This window comes from Ruegeria sp. YTSC325 (assembly GCF_059609525.1).
Window position 1 is genome coordinate 19,181 of the sequence record NZ_JBXWLY010000015.1, and the last position, 16,515, is coordinate 35,695.

A 16,515-nucleotide genomic window follows, 5' to 3' on the forward strand; every position below is an offset into this window, starting at 1 on the left:
AAAAACCGGCGCAGGACAGCGCCGGTTTTTTTATAGCCGCAGGTCGCTGGCCTCCGGCGGCAGGCAGGATTTGACGTCGAACAACACGTTTTGATCCTTGCCAAGGGCGCGTATCTCGGCTGGGTCGAGCGCCAGAAATTCCTGATGCGCAACTGCCAGAACGATACCGTCATAGGCACCGGTTTCAGGCTGCGAAGTCAATGAAATCCCGTATTCCTTCTGCGCGGCAACTGCATCCGCATGGGGGTCGTGGACATCGACTGTGACGCCATAGTCTTGCAACTCGTCAATGATATCGACAACGCGCGTGTTACGCAGGTCGGGACAGTTTTCCTTGAAGGTCAGCCCCATTACCAGCACGCGGGCGGCGGCCACATTGATCCCCTCGCGCATCATCCGCTTGACCAGTTGCGAGACCACATAGCCTCCCATACTGTCATTCAACCGACGCCCGGCGAGAATGATCTGCGGGTGATGGCCCACGGCTTCAGCCTTATGGGTCAGGTAATAGGGGTCTACGCCGATGCAATGCCCGCCCACCAGACCGGGGCGGAAGGGTAGAAAGTTCCACTTGGTTCCCGCCGCGCGCAAAACCGCGTCGGTGTCGATATCCATCCGGCCAAAGATCATCGCCAGCTCGTTCACCAATGCGATGTTCAGGTCGCGTTGGGTGTTCTCGATCACCTTTGCGGCCTCGGCCACACGGATGCTTTCCGCCTTGTGGGTGCCTACCGTGATGATCCGCGCGTAAAGCGCATCCACCAGATCGGCCACCTCGGGGGTGGAGCCAGACGTAACCTTGCAGATATCCGCGATCCGATGCGTCTTGTCACCGGGGTTGATCCGCTCGGGGCTGTAGCCTGCAAAGAAATCGCGGTTGAACACCAGGCCCGAGGCGCGTTCCAACACTGGCACACAGTCTTCCTCGGTCGCGCCGGGGTAGACGGTGGATTCGTAAATAACCAGATCACCAGGTTTCAGCACGCGTCCAACCGTTTCAGACGCGCTGAGCAGCGGTTTTAAGTCAGGCTGCTTGCCCGCTGTGATCGGGGTGGGGACGGTGACAATATAGGTGTCGCATCCGGCGATATCTGCCGGATCGGAGGTGAAGGACAGGCCGGTTGCGGCGCGCAGATCCTCGGGCTCGACCTCATGGGTTGCGTCCTGACCGGCGCGCAGGGCGGTTATCCGGGCTGTGTTGATGTCAAAGCCGATCACAGGGCCTATTTTGCCGAAGGCAACAGCCAGCGGCAGGCCGACATAGCCCAGTCCGATCACGGCGATCTTGCGCGCGTTGGGGTCTGTTTCAAACATCGTCGTCATTTACCATGATAGTCGCGGAACCACGCGACGAACCGGGCAATGCCCTCTTTGAAATCGGTTTGCGGGCGGTACCCTGTCAGGGATTGGAGCAGATCATTATCGGCCCATGTCGCAGGCACATCGCCCATCTGCATAGGCATGTAGTTTCGGATAGCCTTTTTGCCCAAGGCATCCTCAATGGCCTCGATGAAGTCCATCAGCCGCACCTTGTCGCCATTGCCGATATTCACCACCCGCCAAGGCGCTGCCGGAGACAGGCTGTCGCCCTCGGCAATCTGGTCCGCACTGTCCGGGCGCTCGGGCGGCACGTCGATCAGCAGGCGGATACCCCGCACCAGATCCTCGACATAGGTGAAGTCGCGGTACATGTCGCCGTGGTTGTAGATGTCGATCGGGCGGTCATCCAGAATGGCGTCCACAAATTTATAAAGCGCCAGATCGGGACGGCCCCAACTGCCATAAACAGTGAAAAAACGGAACATCGTCGTCGGCAGGTTCCACAGATGAGCGTAGGAATGTCCCATCGCCTCATTCGCTTTCTTGGTAGCTGCGTAGATGGTCAGGGGGGTGTCGGCTTTTTCGACCTCGGTAAAGGGCATCTCTTCATTGGCACCGTAAACGGATGAGGTCGAGGCCATCAGCAGATGCGCAACTTTGTGTTCGCGGGCGACCTCCATGACGTTGAACGTGCCCACGACGTTCGAGTTGATATAGCTACGCGGGTCTTCCAGGCTGTAGCGAACCCCGGCTTGTGCGGCGAGGTGGACGATGACCTCGGGCTTGAAGTTATCGGCGATCTGTTTCAGGCGGTCGTGATTTTCCAGCAGGTCCTCGGTTGCAGAAAAGCCCGGATTTTGCAGAAGCATCTGGTGGCGGCGCTGTTTGAGTGTGACGTCGTAATAGTCGGTCATCCCGTCATAGCCGTGCACACGAAAGCCTTCGGCCAGCAAGAGCTTGGCCAGATGGAACCCGATGAACCCGGCCGTTCCGGTGACAAGAACCCGTTTCATGCAACCCTCTGTTTCATCGCCGTTTGATGCTGCATCAGGGATACTGTCACGGGGCCGAGGTCAAGGGGATTTTCGCCGCATTCGATCAGCCAACAATCATCTGTTTCATGCGAAGGGCTTCGTATTCTAGCTCTTTCAGGCGGAAATGAACGACGTCGCCAATGGTAATCACGCCGCGCAGGGCACCACCGGCGAGAACCGGCATATGGCGGAACCGCCCCTCGGTCATGGTTTTAAGAACTTGGTTCAGCGGGTCATCAGGTGCGCAGGTTTTGACCTCACGCGTCATCAGGTCCTCGACCGATTGAGGAAGCGTCTGACCGGGGGTGTCGGCCATGCGGCGCACGATATCGCGTTCCGACAGAATGCCTTGTAGTGCGCCGTTTTGGTCTGTCACCAGAACCGCCCCGATCTTCTTTTCCTTCAGCGTGTTCACCACCGAGTGAATCGTATCGTTCGGACGCACCGAGAAGACCGCGTCGCCCTTGCCCTCAAGCAGTTTCGCCACGGTCGTCTGCGAGTGTGACAGGTTCGAGTCGACCGACTGGCTGCGAGTGCTGGTATCGGCTTTATCGCCGCGGGTCGGTGGCTGGTAAGAGCTTGGGGCCATGGGCAATCTCCTTCTGCTTTGTTATTTACCTTAGCGCAGCCGAGCGACCTGTATAGGGTGCAATTGCCCTATCCGGGGAAAACTGCCAAAAACCAAGGATATCTGATCTTTTGTCCGACCTCTATTTGACACCGCCCATCGCGGCATTGATCTTTTTTGCAGTGGTGGTCTGCGGGCACAACTTTCGCATGACATGGAAACAGCAAGCGCCGGGTTGGCAGAAGAAAGCCTGGCTGTTCGGTTTGCCTGCCGGCATTGGCCTTTTGGTTTTAGGCTTCATGCCGCTTAAACTCTGACGTTGGTTTGACTCTGATCAGAGGCGCTGGCATATGCCGGGCACGTTTTCTTAAAAGGGTGCTGTGATGCGTCTTGTCCCCGTTTTGGCTGTTGCTGCGCTGGTGTCTGGCTGTTTGTTCGACAAAGAACCAGAGGTCGTGCGCCTGTCTGGCGAAACCATGGGAACGACCTTCAACATCACCGCCATCGGCGTGGACGTGGACGAAGAAGCCTTGGCAGACGCGGTCGATGAGACTCTGGCCGAGGTCAACGCCAAGATGTCCAACTGGGATCCGACTTCCGAGGTGTCCACCTTTTCTGCGTCGGAAAGCACCGATGCCGTGGCAGTATCTGACGAATTTGCGTTGGTGATTGATGCGGCAAATGACGTGCACGAGAAATCGGGCGGCACGTTTGACGTCACCCTTGGCCCGCTGATCGAGCTGTGGGGCTTTGGCCCGCGCAAACCCGAAGATCCAGTGCCATCGGATGTCGAAATTCAGGCCGCGTTAGACAGCGTCGGTCAGTCCCGCCTGTTGACGCTGGACCGCGAGGCTGGGACGCTGGCCAAATCGGATGCGGGTGTAGGCATCAACTTGTCGGCCATCGCCAAAGGCTATGGCATTGATGCGGTGGCCGAAACGCTGCGCGACGCCGGGATCGAGAATTACATGGTCGAGATCGGCGGCGATCTGGTTACTATGGGTCAGAATGACAAGAACGAGGCCTGGCGGATCGGGATCGAAAAACCTGAAACCAGCGTGCAGGCCATTCAGTTGATCGTTCAGCTTGACGATCTGGGGATGGCGACCTCGGGCGATTACAAGAACTTCTTCGAACAGGACGGCGTGCGCTATTCGCATATCATCGATCCAGTGACAGGCCGCCCGATCACGCACCGGACCACCTCGGTCACGGTGCTGGCGCAAAACGCGATGATGGCCGATGCCTGGGCCACGGCCATGTTGGCGCTGGGGCAGGAAAAAGGGCTGGAACTGGCCGAAAAGCATAAACTTGCCGTGTATTTCATCTCGCGGGATGTGACAGGGGGCGAAGATGCCTATATCACGGTCCATAGCAGCGCGTTCAAAGACGCGTTGGGCAGCAACTGACGGATACGGATCATGAGCACCTTTATTCTGGCTTTCATACTGTTGGCTCTTGTGATGGTCGGCATGTCGCTGGGTGTGATGCTGATGGGCAAGACCATCAAGGGCAGCTGCGGCGGTCTGAACGCGATCTCGGGTGCGGATAAATGCGTGGTCTGTCAGAAAGATGTCGACCCAAACAGCCCGCTGCGTGATCAGTTGCAGTGCAAGCGCGCCAAGAAGATGCTGGAACAGATGGAACGCGAAGCGCAGGCGTAAATTCCGCTTCGCCGCTGACGCGGAATTGGTTAGCCTCAGCCCCGGACGATCAAAGGGGCGCATCCGTGGCCAAAGCCAAAAACATCCTGTTCATCATGTTCGACCAGCTGCGCTGGGATTACCTGAGCTGCTACGGCCACCCGCACCTGCATACTCCGAATATCGACCGGTTGGCCGCGAAGGGTGTGCGATTTGACGGGGCTTATATCCAATCACCCATTTGCGGCAGCTCACGCATGTCGACCTATACCGGGCGCTATGTGCATTCGCACGGTGCCTCGTGGAACGGCATCCCGCTAAAGGTCGGCGAAATGACGATGGGCGATCATCTGCGCAAGGCCGGAATGGAGTGCTGGCTGGTCGGCAAAACCCATATGCGCGCGGATGCCGAGGGGATGGCCCGGCTGGGTCTGGAGCCTGACAGCCTGATCGGGGCCCGTGTGGCGGAATGCGGTTTTGACGTGTTCGAACGCGATGACGGGATGTTGCCCGAGGGGCCGGATGGCTATTATGATCCGGACGGCGCGAAAGAGTACAACAAGTACCTCACTGCCAAAGGGTATGAGAGTGACAACCCGTGGCACGACTTTGCCAATTCCGGTCTGGACGCAGATGGCAACGTACTGTCTGGCTGGTTCCTGAAGCACTCGACCGAGGCGGCAAATATCGCCGAGGAAGACAGCGAAACCCCATACCTGACCGGGCGCGGGATCGAGTTCATGGATACTCATGACGGCCCCTGGTGTTGCCATCTGAGCTTCATCAAGCCCCATTGGCCTTATATCGTGCCCGAACCCTATGCCTCGATATACGGCCCCGATGACGTGCTGCCGGTGAACCGGTCCAAGGCTGAGCGTGACAACGCACATCCCGTTCTGCGCGCTTTCATGGACACAAAGATTGGCCAGACATTCTCGCGGCAGGATGTGCGCGAGGCGGTGATCCCCGCCTACATGGGTCTGATCAAACAGGCCGACGATCAGATGGGCCGCCTGTTCGACTGGATGGAAAAAACCGGCCAGATGGAGGACACGATGATCGTGCTGACCTCGGATCACGGCGATTTTCTGGGCGATCACTGGATGGGGGAGAAGACATTCTTCCACGACGCTTCGACCAAAGTGCCGCTGATCATCTATGATCCATCGTCCGCCGCTGACGCCACGCGCGGCACGGCCAGCGATGCGCTGGTGGAATCCATCGATCTGGCCCCGACCTTTCTGGATGTGGCCGGTGGCGCAGATGCCTCGCATATCCTCGAAGGACATTCCCTGTTGCCGATCCTGCATGGGACACAGGCGGAAACTCCGCGGGATGTGGTGATTTGCGAATATGATTATTCGGCCTCGCCACTGGCGGAGAAACTGAATGCCTCGGTCCGCGATGCGGTGATGTTCATGGTCGCCGACAGGAAGTGGAAGCTGATCCATTGCGAGGGTGGCCATCGTCCTTTGCTGTTTGATCTGGAAAACGATCCACAGGAATTGACCGATCTGGGCGACAGCGCCGACCACGCCGACATCATCGCGCAAATGTATGAGCATCTGTTTGCGTGGACCCGCAGGCAGTCTCAGCGCACCACGCGGTCCGAGGCGCAATTGATCGAGATGCGGACCAAAAGCCGGGGCCGGGGGGTTGTTGTCGGCATCTATGATGAAAACGACATGCCGTTGGAGTTGACGGTGAAATACCGAGGCCGCAAAGCGCGCCCGTATCGGGAGATTGTCGGCAAGGATTAAATTCACCGCGTCTACGCCAAAAGGCGGTTCACCCGGCGTCGGCCAAGGGGTAAAAGGTCAGGCAAGAGCAGCAATCCCGGAGAGTCCGAATGACCGCCCCCAAACCTGTCGTCCTGTGCATTCTTGATGGTTGGGGTCTGTCCGAGGACACCAAGGCCAACGCCCCCTATCTGGCGCACACTCCAACATTTGATGCGATCATGGCGCGGGGGCCGCACGCGCGGCTGATTACACACGGCCCTGACGTGGGTCTTCCCAGCGGTCAGATGGGCAATTCCGAGGTTGGCCATACCAATATTGGCGCAGGCCGCGTGGTGGCGATGGATCTGGGCCAGATTGATCTGGCAATCGAGGATGGGTCATTTTTTGAAAACGCGGCCCTTCAGGATTTCATCGCCAACGTTAAGGCGGTGGGCGGCACGGCGCATCTGATGGGTCTGGTCTCGGACGGGGGGGTGCATGGGCACCTAAACCACATCGTCGCGGCGGCCAAGGCGATCACAGATGCGGGCGTGCCCGTGGCGCTTCACGCGGTGACCGATGGCAGGGACGTGGCGCCCAAATCGGCTTTCACATATATCGCCGAGCTGGAAGAGCGTCTACCCAAAGGCGCACGCATCGTCACCGTCAGCGGGCGCTATTTTGCGATGGACCGCGACAATCGATGGGAGCGTGTCAGCGAAGCCTATGCTGCCATGATCAACGGGCAGGGGCGGGCGGCGAGCACGGCGCATGGGGCCATCGACCACGCCTACAATCAGTCGGAAACCGATGAATTCATCGTTCCCACGGTGCTGGACGGGTTCGACAGGGTGAGGGATGGCGACGGTTTCTTCTGCCTGAACTTCCGCGCCGACCGCGCCCGCGAAATTCTGCGCGCGATTGGCGAGCCGGGTTTTGCCGATTTCGACACCGGGCCGCGTCCGCATCTGTCGGCCTTGCTGGGGATGGTGGAATATTCAGACGGCCACAACGCCTATATGACCACTGTATTCCCCAAGCGAGACATCGTGAACACCCTCGGTGAATGGGTGGCCAAACAAGGTCTGCGTCAGTTCCGTTTGGCCGAGACCGAGAAATACCCCCATGTCACCTTCTTCCTGAACGGCGGCAAAGAAACCCCTGAAGTGGGCGAGGACCGCTTCATGCCTAAATCGCCCAAAGTCGCTACTTATGATTTGCAGCCCGAGATGTCCTCGGCCGAGGTGACAGCGAAATTTGTTGAGGCGATTGAGGCCGGGTATGACCTGATCGTCACCAACTATGCCAACCCGGATATGGTCGGCCATACCGGCGATCTGCAGGCGGCGATCAAGGCGTGTGAGGCGGTGGATCAGGGGCTGGCACAGGTGATTGAGGCGCTGAACAAGGCAGGGGGTGCGATGATCGTGACCGCCGACCACGGCAACTGTGAAATGATGTTCGACCCCGAAACCGGCGGACCGCACACGGCGCATACGCTGAATCCGGTGCCAGTGGCCCTGGTTGGCGGCCCTGAGGCCGCAACTTTGCGCGACGGACGCCTGTCCGATTTGGCCCCCACTTTACTAGACCTGATGGGGTTGGACCAACCGCCGGAAATGACTGGGCAGAGCCTGCTGTCATGAGGCTACGTGCGGCTCTTGCTTTTGTTATTCTTGGATCACCCGTTTACGCGCAGACAGATCCTGCTACGGCGGCATTGAATGCAGCCCGGCAACTGGAGCAAGCGTCAATCACCCTGACCGAGGCAGACAGCGCCCGCGACAGGGTTCGCGCCCTGACAGCAACTATTCAGGCCTATGAGGCTGGATTGACGGCCATGCGCGACGGGCTTCGACAAGCGGCCACACGCGAAGCGCAACTGTCCGCCGAGCTGCGGGCACGCGAAAAGGACGTCGCGCAGCTGCTTGGTGTTTTACAAACCATAGAAACAACAAGCCCGCCTGTTTTGATGCTGCACCCGTCCGGCCCGCTCGGGTCGGCGCGCGCCGGGATGATGCTGTCCGAGGTCACACCCGGCCTGAACGCCCGCGCGCAGTCGCTTGCGAGAGACCTGCAAGAAGTACAAACACTACGTTTGCTGCAGCAAAATGCATCCGAGACACTGGTCGAGGGGTTGGCTGGAGTACAAACCGCGCGCACCCGTTTAAGCGAAGCCATCGCCGACCGCACCGACTTGCCTCGCCGCTTTGTCGAAGATCCGATCCGCACAGCGATCCTGATCTCGTCCACCGAAACTCTGGACGGGTTCGCCAGCGGGTTGTCTCAGATTTCCGAGGGTGAGATTGCAGCCACAAACGCGGATGTCTCTGGTAAGAAAGGGCAGATACAGCTGCCAACTCAGGGTGTCATTCTGCATCACGCGGACGAAACAGATGCTGCGGGCGTAACACGTCCCGGTATTGTGCTTGCAACGCGGCCTCGGGCAATTGTTACATCCCCGACTGCGGCAACGATCCGATACCGCGGACCACTGCTGGATTTAGGGAATCTGGTAATTCTCGAACCTCAACCTGGGCTTTTGTTCGTGTTTTCGGGCCTGCAGGAGGTTTACGGTGAGACCGGACAGGTCATCCCCGAAGGCTCTCCGGTTGGCTTGATGCCCGGTGAGACACCCGAAATAGGCGCTATTTTGTCAACAAGCGGTGATGGCACTGGAACTGACCGGTCAGAAACGCTCTATATAGAGGTAAGACAGGATAATAGCCCCGTGGACCCGGAATCTTGGTTTCGGACCGACAAGGATGGATAAACGAGTATGAAGAAATTTGTGATGGCCGGTCTGGCCGGAACCCTGGCAGGCGTAATTGCAACAACTCAGATTGCTGGGCCGTTGCTGGCGCAAGAGGCCGAAAGCAAGGCCAGTGTCTACGAACAGCTCGATCTGTTTGGCGACATTTTTGAACGCATTCGCGCACAGTACGTGGAAGAGGTCGACTCGGAAGATTTGATCGAAGCTGCAATTGACGGGATGCTGACATCGTTGGACCCGCATTCCAGTTACCTGTCCCCGAATGACGCGGAACAGATGCGCGTGCAGACCCGAGGCGAATTTGGCGGGTTGGGAATCGAAGTCACACAAGAAGAAGGGTTTGTGAAAGTCGTCTCGCCTATAGATGGCACTCCGGCGGACGAAGCTGGAATCGAAGCGGGCGATTTCATCACGCATGTCGATGGTGAAAGCATTCTGGGTCTAACGCTAGACAAGGCCGTTGATCTGATGCGTGGCCCGGTTGGGTCCGAGATCGTGATCACCGTGGTGCGCGAAGGCGAGCAGGAACCATTCGACGTTACAATTGTTCGCGATACTATCAAACTGACCGCCGTACGCGCGCGGACTGAGGGCACCAGCGTTGTATTGCGAGTGACCACGTTTAATGATCAGACCTTCCCGAACCTGCAGGCCGGTCTGGACGAACAGATCAAAGAAATCGGTGGAATCGACAAAGTTAACGGCGTCGTACTGGACCTTCGAAACAACCCTGGTGGATTGCTGACACAAGCCATCAAGGTTTCGGACGCCTTCCTGAACGAAGGCGAAATCGTCTCGACCCGTGGTCGCGATCCGGGTGAGGGCGAACGGTTCAACGCTACCGCCGGCGATCTGGCTGAAGGCAAGCCGATCGTGGTTCTGATCAACGGCGGTTCTGCCTCGGCCTCCGAGATTGTGGCCGGCGCACTGCAGGATCACCGCCGCGCTATCGTTGTCGGCACCAAGAGCTTTGGCAAAGGCTCGGTCCAAACGGTCATGCCGTTGCGTGGCGATGGAGCGATGCGTCTGACCACATCGCGCTACTACACTCCTTCAGGACGTTCGATTCAGGCACTTGGGGTCAGCCCGGATATCATCGTGGAACAGCCACGCCCTGCGCCAGCGACCGAAGAAGAGGAAGACAACCGTCCCTCACGCTCCGAAGCTGACCTGCGTGGAAGCCTCAACAATGACAGCCTCAGCGAAGATGAAATCCGGCAAATCGAAGAAGATCGCGCGAAAGCCGAAGCAACAGCGGAGTTGCGCGAAGAGGATTATCAGTTGGCTTACGCAATAGATATCCTCAAGGGTTTGTCAGCCTTCAACCCGAACGGCCCATCCCAATAACAAGAAAGGGCCGCTCAAAAGGCGGCCCTTTTCTACTCCTCGATCTTTCGTAATTTTTCTTCGTTCAACCGTAGGGCAAGGATTACTCCGACCGAGACGGAGAGAGCGGCAAAAACAAACGCCATATTCATTCCAGCATCAAACGCCGAAGCGATCGCGGCTTCAACCTTTTCACCTTCGGCCGAGCTGAGTTTAGCCATGACAGCTTTTGCAGAGTCCGTGGTGAGCGTGCCACCGTTTATGGCCCTCTGATCGGTCTCAGACATCTGAATTCCGTCCGCGCCGAGCTGTCTGGCAAGGCTGGACAAGCTAGTGACGTACATAATGGCCGTGGCAATCGCGACCGAGATCGCCCCGTACACGAGATGGGTCATAAAGCTCAACCCGCCTACAAGTCCGGCGCGTTCAGGCTTGACTGCGCTGACGGCGGCTGTACCCGAAGGCCCGACCGTTAATGTTGCACCAAGCCCGATCATGGCCATGCCTGGCAATATCTGGAAATATCCAAGCCCAGTTGGCATCGCCACGATGCTGATTGCTCCAAACGTGGCGAACAGATACCCCCATAGCAACAGGCGTTTGGGACCGAAGTCGTTGTACAGAGTACCGGAAACAATGGATCCGACTGCCAGCAACATGGTGAGGGGCGCCAATCCCAGCGCCGAGTGAAAGACGGACCAGCCCAGAACCTTTTGCATGTATTGAGGGAAATAAAGTAACCCTACAAAAACCGCCGACACATTGAACATATTCAGGCCCAACGTGATCCGAAACTCGCGATTTTGCATCATTTGAGGCAACAGCAACGGTTCTTTCACGCGCTTTTCGACCTTTGGAAAGGCAACGAACAAAGCAGCGCTAACGAAGAACAGCATCAGAAGCGGCGGCGACACCCATCCCCAATCCGCACCAACGTCCAGCCCGTAAAGTAAAAGCAAAACGGCAAAAGACACAACGGCCATCCCGGCAAAATCCAAATGTTCGCCCTGTTTGTGTTGGGTTTCCCGCTCCATCAGCACCAGCGCGGTGACCATTGAAATGGTTGAGAACACCACGTTAGCCAGGAAAAACAAACGCCAGTCACCAAAACTGACCGCCGCGCCACTGATCAGCGGTCCGATGACGTTCCCGGTCGTGACGCCAGCGAGGATCATCCCCATAATCATCGCGCGATGTTCAGGCTTCGATATTTTGGTCGCACCAAAGGCCAATGTACACGGCCAGACACAGCCCGCACCGATGCCCTGTAACGCCCGAGACACGATCAGAAAATCCAAACTGGGCGCAAAAAAGCACATAAGGGACGCGAACAGAAAAATAACAAGGCCGTTCAGCATCATACGACGATGGCCAAACATATCTCCCATCCGCCCGCCGGCGACCATCGTCATCGCAAAGAACAGAGCATAGATGTTCAAAACCCATTGAGTACTGGTGATATCCGCGTCAAAGCTGTTTTCGATCGCCGGTACCAGGATCAATGCACCGGTAAAATCTATTCCGATGCCAAACCCAGTCACCATCAACGCGATGACTTTGATTATGCTGGTGCGATCCATGTAAACATCCTGAGTCTAAAAAATGGAACCAGTGATGCATGAAATTGGTTTTTAAGATAGAAAAAAGAGGGAACGTATTCGCAGAAGGTTAGTCCGAAGCGCTGTGTGACCTGCGGAACGCTTGCTTCAACATATCCAACTCGGCACGCAACAGCTCAACCTCGACCCGCAGATCATTTTCAACCGGTGAGCCTGCAATGATCGAGAAATCGCCTAGCTTTTCCGAGGTCGCTTCATCGACAACTAAAAATGTGTGCACCCCATCCGATAAAGCTGAATTGGGGACCGGCACAGTTAAACGCCATCCGTCATCCATCTCTGTCAGTTCGGTGTCCACGATTTCCTGATCACGGTATCTGACCTTGACGCAAGGTTCTTCGTCTGCGGTCAGATGAGCTTGCCAAATGCCGTTTTCAAGAAATAGAGGCGTGAGAGAAAGCTGTTTCATTGACGGGGCCTCACAAATCGGCTCGGTGGTGTCGGCAGAAAGTCAGATCGTGCAGCACAACGCTGTTCATAGAAGGACGGTCAAAAATCACGTCCAACCAGACCTTCTGAATCCGCTGTTCATTCAAAGGCAGATGCGCCAGGTCAAAATCGATCACGTGGGACATATCACATCGCTCTAACCCGCGCAGCACCTGATCTGTGTTCGGTCCGTGCTGTATGTTCAGCCGGGCCATGGCGCTTATCTCGCGTTCCGTCTGCAAACCGAGATCGACCCGGAAAAAATGCTCTTTGGTCAGATTCCGGGTCGCTTCAGATGGAAGTTCCACTGATACCGATAGGAACGACCCGCTGAACGCAAATACCTCTGTGCTTAGGCCGAACGGAGCGAGGTCTTTATCCCTGGTATTCCTGATTTGTCGCGCGGCTATCTCACACAGGGCGCAGTCATGGAACAATGTCACCTGGCCGTCCAACTCTGCTTTGCGCGGGGCCGACGCAACACCTCGGCGGGGCAAGGGCCGACGCCACAAATCCGGACGCCAGGACCAATCCGTTCCAAGAGGTTTGGGAAACTGCTCGGACCCGACCGACGGCCACCTTAACCTACTGTCGGCTTGAGAAATCAAACTGTCCAGATGAGAGCGCAGTTTGCGGGCTTCATCACGTTGTTTTCTCAACTCCAGCGTTTTTGTAGCCGACGCATCCTGCGCAGCTTGGCGCCAACGGGCAAGAACCCGTTGGTGTATATAGCGATCCAGAAGTTTGCCCATGGTCCCATCGCCTGAAATTGCCCTTCTTTAATCAAAGACCGGGTCAAAGATAAGGCTCAAACGGTGTAACGGGGATTAAATTTTGATTTTTAGCTAACGCTTTCTAGTGGGCAGGCGGTTTGTTGTCTGATAGGCGGTCCACCGTTCTTGCAATCGGTCGGGCCAATGCGTACCGTCCGGCACCTGATTGCCGTGGATCATCCGAACACTACGTACCACAACCTTGAGGCAGGGCCGGGGCATGGAACCCACTCTTTTTTCATTCATTTGGAAATATTCCAAGAAACAGCAGCTAATTCTGTTGGTTCTCACCGTCTTGTCTTTTCCGTTTCTCTACGCCTCATTGGAGTTGCCGAAACAGATCATCAATGACGCGATTGGCGCGCCGGCAGATACCGTCACAGTGTTCGGAATAACGGTCACACAAGTTCAGTACCTGCTGATCTTGTGTGTGGCATTTCTGGCCACGGTCATCGCCAGCGGGTTGATGAAGATGCGCATCAACACCATGAAGGGCGTGCTGGCCGAGCGGATGCTGCGGCGTCTGCGGTTCACCTTGATCCACCGCACCATGCGGTTCCCCAAATCGTACTTTGCCACCACCAGTCAGGGTGAGTTGGTGTCGATGATCACGTCTGAGGCCGAACCGATGGGCGGGCTGATGGGTGACGCCATCGCACAGCCAGTGTTCCAATTCGGCCAGATGATGACCATCGTGACCTTTTTGTTCATGCAAAGTGTGTGGTTCGGCCTTGCCAGTATCGCCCTGATCCCATTGCAGGCGTGGCTGATCCCAAAACTGCAGCGCCAGATTAACCTGTTGAACAAGGATCGTATTCAGCAGGTGCGACAGCTGAGCTCGGAGATTGGCGAAAGTGCAGCTGGCATCAGTGATCTGCGCGCGAACGGTGGATGGCGTTATCGCCTGGCGCAGTTCAGTTACCGACTTGGGACTTTGTTCGAGATTCGCTTCAAGATTTACAACAAAAAGTTCTTCATGAAGTTCCTCAACAATCTAATCACTCAGATGACGCCCTTTCTGTTTTATTCGGTCGGCGGTTATCTTGCGATCACCGGAGAGGTCACGGTCGGCGCGCTTGTTGCGGCTCTGGGCGCGTATAAAGATCTGAGTGGCCCTTGGAAGGATCTTCTGACCTACTACAATCAGGTTCAGGACATGTCATTGCGCTGGGAAATCGTGACCGAGCGTTTTGCGCCGGACAACATGATCCCGGAAGAGCTGTTCGTAGGTGAGCCTGAAACGATCCCGCGCCTTACAGGCGACATCGAGTTGCACAATGTGACTGTCCGCGACGATGACGGCAAAACGATCCTCGAAGACATCGACCTGACGATACCAAGTGGCGCTCGGGTCGCCATCAAGTCGTCGAGCGCAGCAGAACGAAGTGCTCTGGCACAGGTGCTGACACGCGAGTTGTTACCAGTTCAGGGCGATATCAAGATCGCAGGCCATAACCTTGCGAGCCTGCATCAAGCCGTCATTGCCGCCCGTATCGGATACGCCTATTCGCGCCCGTACTTGTTTGACGGGACATTGGGCGACAACCTCTTAATGCCGCTGCGCACCCATCCGCAACAATCAGATGAAGAAGCGAATACCCCAACACGGTGGAAGATAGAAGCCGAGCGATCCGGGAACCCAACCGACTCACTTTCCGCGGAATGGATTGATCCGGGCCTTGCGGGGCTGGAAAACGCTGACCAGATTCGCGACTGGTGGTTCGAGCTGGTCGAAGCGATGGGGATCGACGAGTTCATGTTCCGCCGCACTTTGCGTACACAGTTTGATCCAGCGCAACATCCGGCGCTGGCGCGCGACGTTGTAGCGCTTCGCGAGAGCGTCGCGCAGCGGCTGCGCGAAAAGAACCTGGACCGATATGTGTACCGGTTCGATCCCGACCGGTTTAACCCGGCTGTGCCGTTGGGCGGCAACCTGCTGTACGCAGCCCCGTCCCGCGATATTTCTCCGGACATTCTGGCCGGTGACGGGCGGTTTCTGGCAATGCTGCGGGCACATGATCTGGATGACGAAGCAATGGCTATAGCCCGGGCCGTTCTGCACACGCTGAACCAGACTTTCGGGCGCGATGGAACAGATCACCCTCTGTTTCTGCGGCTGGGCATGACAAAGGACATGTACTACCGTCTGCTGGACATCGAAGATCGCCGTAAGGCCAAAGGCGACGATACCATCAACGAACGTGAGCGTGCATTGCTGCTAACCGTTCCGTTTTTGTTGACTGCCGAGCAAATTGGCCCCGACTTTCCCGATGAATATAAGGAAAAGATTCTTTCCATCCGCAGCGGTCAGGCCGAAAGGTTGCGCGCCTCAATGAATGGCATGTTCATTCCTGTCGCCCCAGACACCTATATCGACCGCATGACCGTTATGGAAAACGCACTGTTCGGACGGATTTCTCTTACAGCGGGTGCCCACGCCGAAGACATCGAAGATGTAGTCGCCGAAGCGATGAACGAAGCGGGTTTGCGCCGCCGCGCAGCGGCCATCATCTATGACCTACCATCGGGTCTGGGCGGGAACAATCTCCCGACAGTATTCCAGGAACGTGCGGCCTTTTCCCGTGCAGGGATCAAGCGGCCCGACGTTCTGATTCTGGACACAGCGTTGGCAAGCCACGATTCGGAAAGCCGTTTGCGTACACGTCTTAAGCTGCGTGAATTGCTGCCCGACTCAATCATGATTTTCATGGAAAACCGGTTTGACCATCCCGAAGCCTATGACCTTTTTGTGGAAATCAAGGACGGTCGGATTGACGGCGTATCTAAAGCTCGCGTTGAAGACGAGCCGGATGCCACGGCCGATTTGAGCCGCAAGCTCAAGATCATTTCCTCGACCGAGCTGTTTTCGGGCGTCGATGGACGCAACCAAAGACTGCTGGCCTTTTCTGCCCAATGGTATGACGCAACCGCCGGTCAGGTGATCTTTTCACGCGGACAGGCTCCAGATGCCGCCTATTTGTGTATTTCTGGTCAAGCGAGGCTGGAATGGCCCGAAGAAGGCGGAGAAGCGCGGCCGATCTCAGATGTCGAACCTGGTCGACTGATTGGGGATCTGTCCGTCATCACAGGCGATCCGCGCCAATTGGACCTCGTGGCTGTTAGCGATTGTTCTTTTTTACGGATAGGAGCCGAAGAACTACGCGCTGTTGTTGATAGCGACGCAAAAGTCGCAACGCAGCTGTTGCAAACAGTGGCCGGGTACCTGACATCACTCGCCGTCCGTGTAAACGAAAAGGACTCGACCATCTTCTTTGAAGGCACCGACGCTGCAGGTCCGGAAACTTGAAC

At 56.8% G+C, this 16,515-nt stretch carries 15 protein-coding genes; 8 read left to right on the forward strand and 7 right to left on the reverse strand.

The window, feature by feature from the left end; genetic code table 11:
- Positions 1-30 precede the first annotated feature (30 nt).
- From tviB to AC2FF7_RS18180, 3 genes are all read right to left on the reverse strand, one after another.
- On the reverse strand, positions 31-1,314 hold the full coding sequence (gene tviB, locus AC2FF7_RS18170; protein ID WP_480868272.1) for a Vi polysaccharide biosynthesis UDP-N-acetylglucosamine C-6 dehydrogenase TviB: 1,284 nt from the start codon (positions 1,312-1,314) through the stop codon (positions 31-33).
- A gap of 5 nt (positions 1,315-1,319) precedes the next feature.
- On the reverse strand, positions 1,320-2,333 hold the full coding sequence (locus AC2FF7_RS18175) for a GDP-mannose 4,6-dehydratase (RefSeq protein WP_480868206.1): 1,014 nt from the start codon (positions 2,331-2,333) through the stop codon (positions 1,320-1,322).
- A gap of 85 nt (positions 2,334-2,418) precedes the next feature.
- Positions 2,419-2,943: a CBS domain-containing protein gene (locus tag AC2FF7_RS18180; RefSeq protein WP_480868207.1), complete on the reverse strand. Its 525-nt coding sequence runs from the start codon at positions 2,941-2,943 to the stop codon at positions 2,419-2,421.
- A 110-nt stretch (positions 2,944-3,053) separates the two neighbouring features.
- Between AC2FF7_RS18180 and AC2FF7_RS18185 the strand changes: the two genes are divergently transcribed.
- The 7 genes from AC2FF7_RS18185 to AC2FF7_RS18215 all read left to right on the forward strand — a co-directional run bounded on the left by AC2FF7_RS18185 (position 3,054) and on the right by AC2FF7_RS18215 (position 10,406).
- A complete protein-coding gene (locus AC2FF7_RS18185) occupies positions 3,054-3,239 on the forward strand; it encodes a hypothetical protein (RefSeq protein ID WP_170755743.1) in 186 nt (61 codons plus the stop codon).
- Positions 3,240-3,305: 66 nt separating this feature from the next.
- The gene (locus AC2FF7_RS18190; protein ID WP_496906099.1) at positions 3,306-4,331 is read left to right on the forward strand and encodes an FAD:protein FMN transferase; all 1,026 of its coding nucleotides are present in this window, start codon (positions 3,306-3,308) and stop codon (positions 4,329-4,331) included.
- A gap of 12 nt (positions 4,332-4,343) precedes the next feature.
- Entirely contained in the window at positions 4,344-4,586 is a 243-nt protein-coding gene (nqrM, locus tag AC2FF7_RS18195; protein ID WP_480577330.1) for a (Na+)-NQR maturation NqrM, read from the forward strand.
- 65 nt (positions 4,587-4,651) lie between these two features.
- A complete protein-coding gene (locus AC2FF7_RS18200) occupies positions 4,652-6,325 on the forward strand; it encodes a sulfatase-like hydrolase/transferase (protein WP_480868210.1) in 1,674 nt (557 codons plus the stop codon).
- Between the two features lie 89 nt (positions 6,326-6,414).
- Positions 6,415-7,932, forward strand: a complete 1,518-nt coding sequence (gpmI, locus tag AC2FF7_RS18205; RefSeq protein ID WP_480868212.1) for a 2,3-bisphosphoglycerate-independent phosphoglycerate mutase — start codon at positions 6,415-6,417, stop codon at positions 7,930-7,932.
- Positions 7,929-9,059: a murein hydrolase activator EnvC family protein gene (locus tag AC2FF7_RS18210; protein ID WP_480868214.1), complete on the forward strand. Its 1,131-nt coding sequence runs from the start codon at positions 7,929-7,931 to the stop codon at positions 9,057-9,059. Before gpmI ends, AC2FF7_RS18210 begins: the two co-directional genes overlap by 4 nt.
- A 6-nt stretch (positions 9,060-9,065) precedes the next feature.
- Complete coding sequence (locus tag AC2FF7_RS18215) at positions 9,066-10,406, forward strand: S41 family peptidase (RefSeq protein WP_480868216.1); 1,341 nt, start codon at positions 9,066-9,068, stop codon at positions 10,404-10,406.
- Positions 10,407-10,438: 32 nt separating this feature from the next.
- On the opposite strand, the gene AC2FF7_RS18220 is transcribed toward AC2FF7_RS18215, so the two are convergent.
- The 4 genes from AC2FF7_RS18220 to AC2FF7_RS18235 form a co-directional block, all read right to left on the reverse strand.
- The gene (locus AC2FF7_RS18220; RefSeq protein WP_496906100.1) at positions 10,439-11,965 is read right to left on the reverse strand and encodes an MFS transporter; all 1,527 of its coding nucleotides are present in this window, start codon (positions 11,963-11,965) and stop codon (positions 10,439-10,441) included.
- Between the two features lie 88 nt (positions 11,966-12,053).
- Positions 12,054-12,413: a hypothetical protein gene (locus AC2FF7_RS18225; RefSeq protein WP_170755750.1), complete on the reverse strand. Its 360-nt coding sequence runs from the start codon at positions 12,411-12,413 to the stop codon at positions 12,054-12,056.
- A 10-nt stretch (positions 12,414-12,423) separates the two neighbouring features.
- Positions 12,424-13,185 (reverse strand): DUF6478 family protein, encoded by a 762-nt coding sequence (locus tag AC2FF7_RS18230; protein WP_480868220.1) that lies wholly within the window; start codon positions 13,183-13,185, stop codon positions 12,424-12,426.
- A gap of 93 nt (positions 13,186-13,278) precedes the next feature.
- Entirely contained in the window at positions 13,279-13,428 is a 150-nt protein-coding gene (locus tag AC2FF7_RS18235; protein ID WP_480868222.1) for a hypothetical protein, read from the reverse strand.
- Here AC2FF7_RS18235 and AC2FF7_RS18240 point away from each other — a divergent pair.
- On the forward strand, positions 13,427-16,513 hold the full coding sequence (locus tag AC2FF7_RS18240; RefSeq protein ID WP_496906101.1) for an ABC transporter transmembrane domain-containing protein: 3,087 nt from the start codon (positions 13,427-13,429) through the stop codon (positions 16,511-16,513). The two genes, AC2FF7_RS18235 and AC2FF7_RS18240, sit on opposite strands and share 2 nt — an antisense overlap.
- Positions 16,514-16,515: the final 2 nt, after the last annotated feature.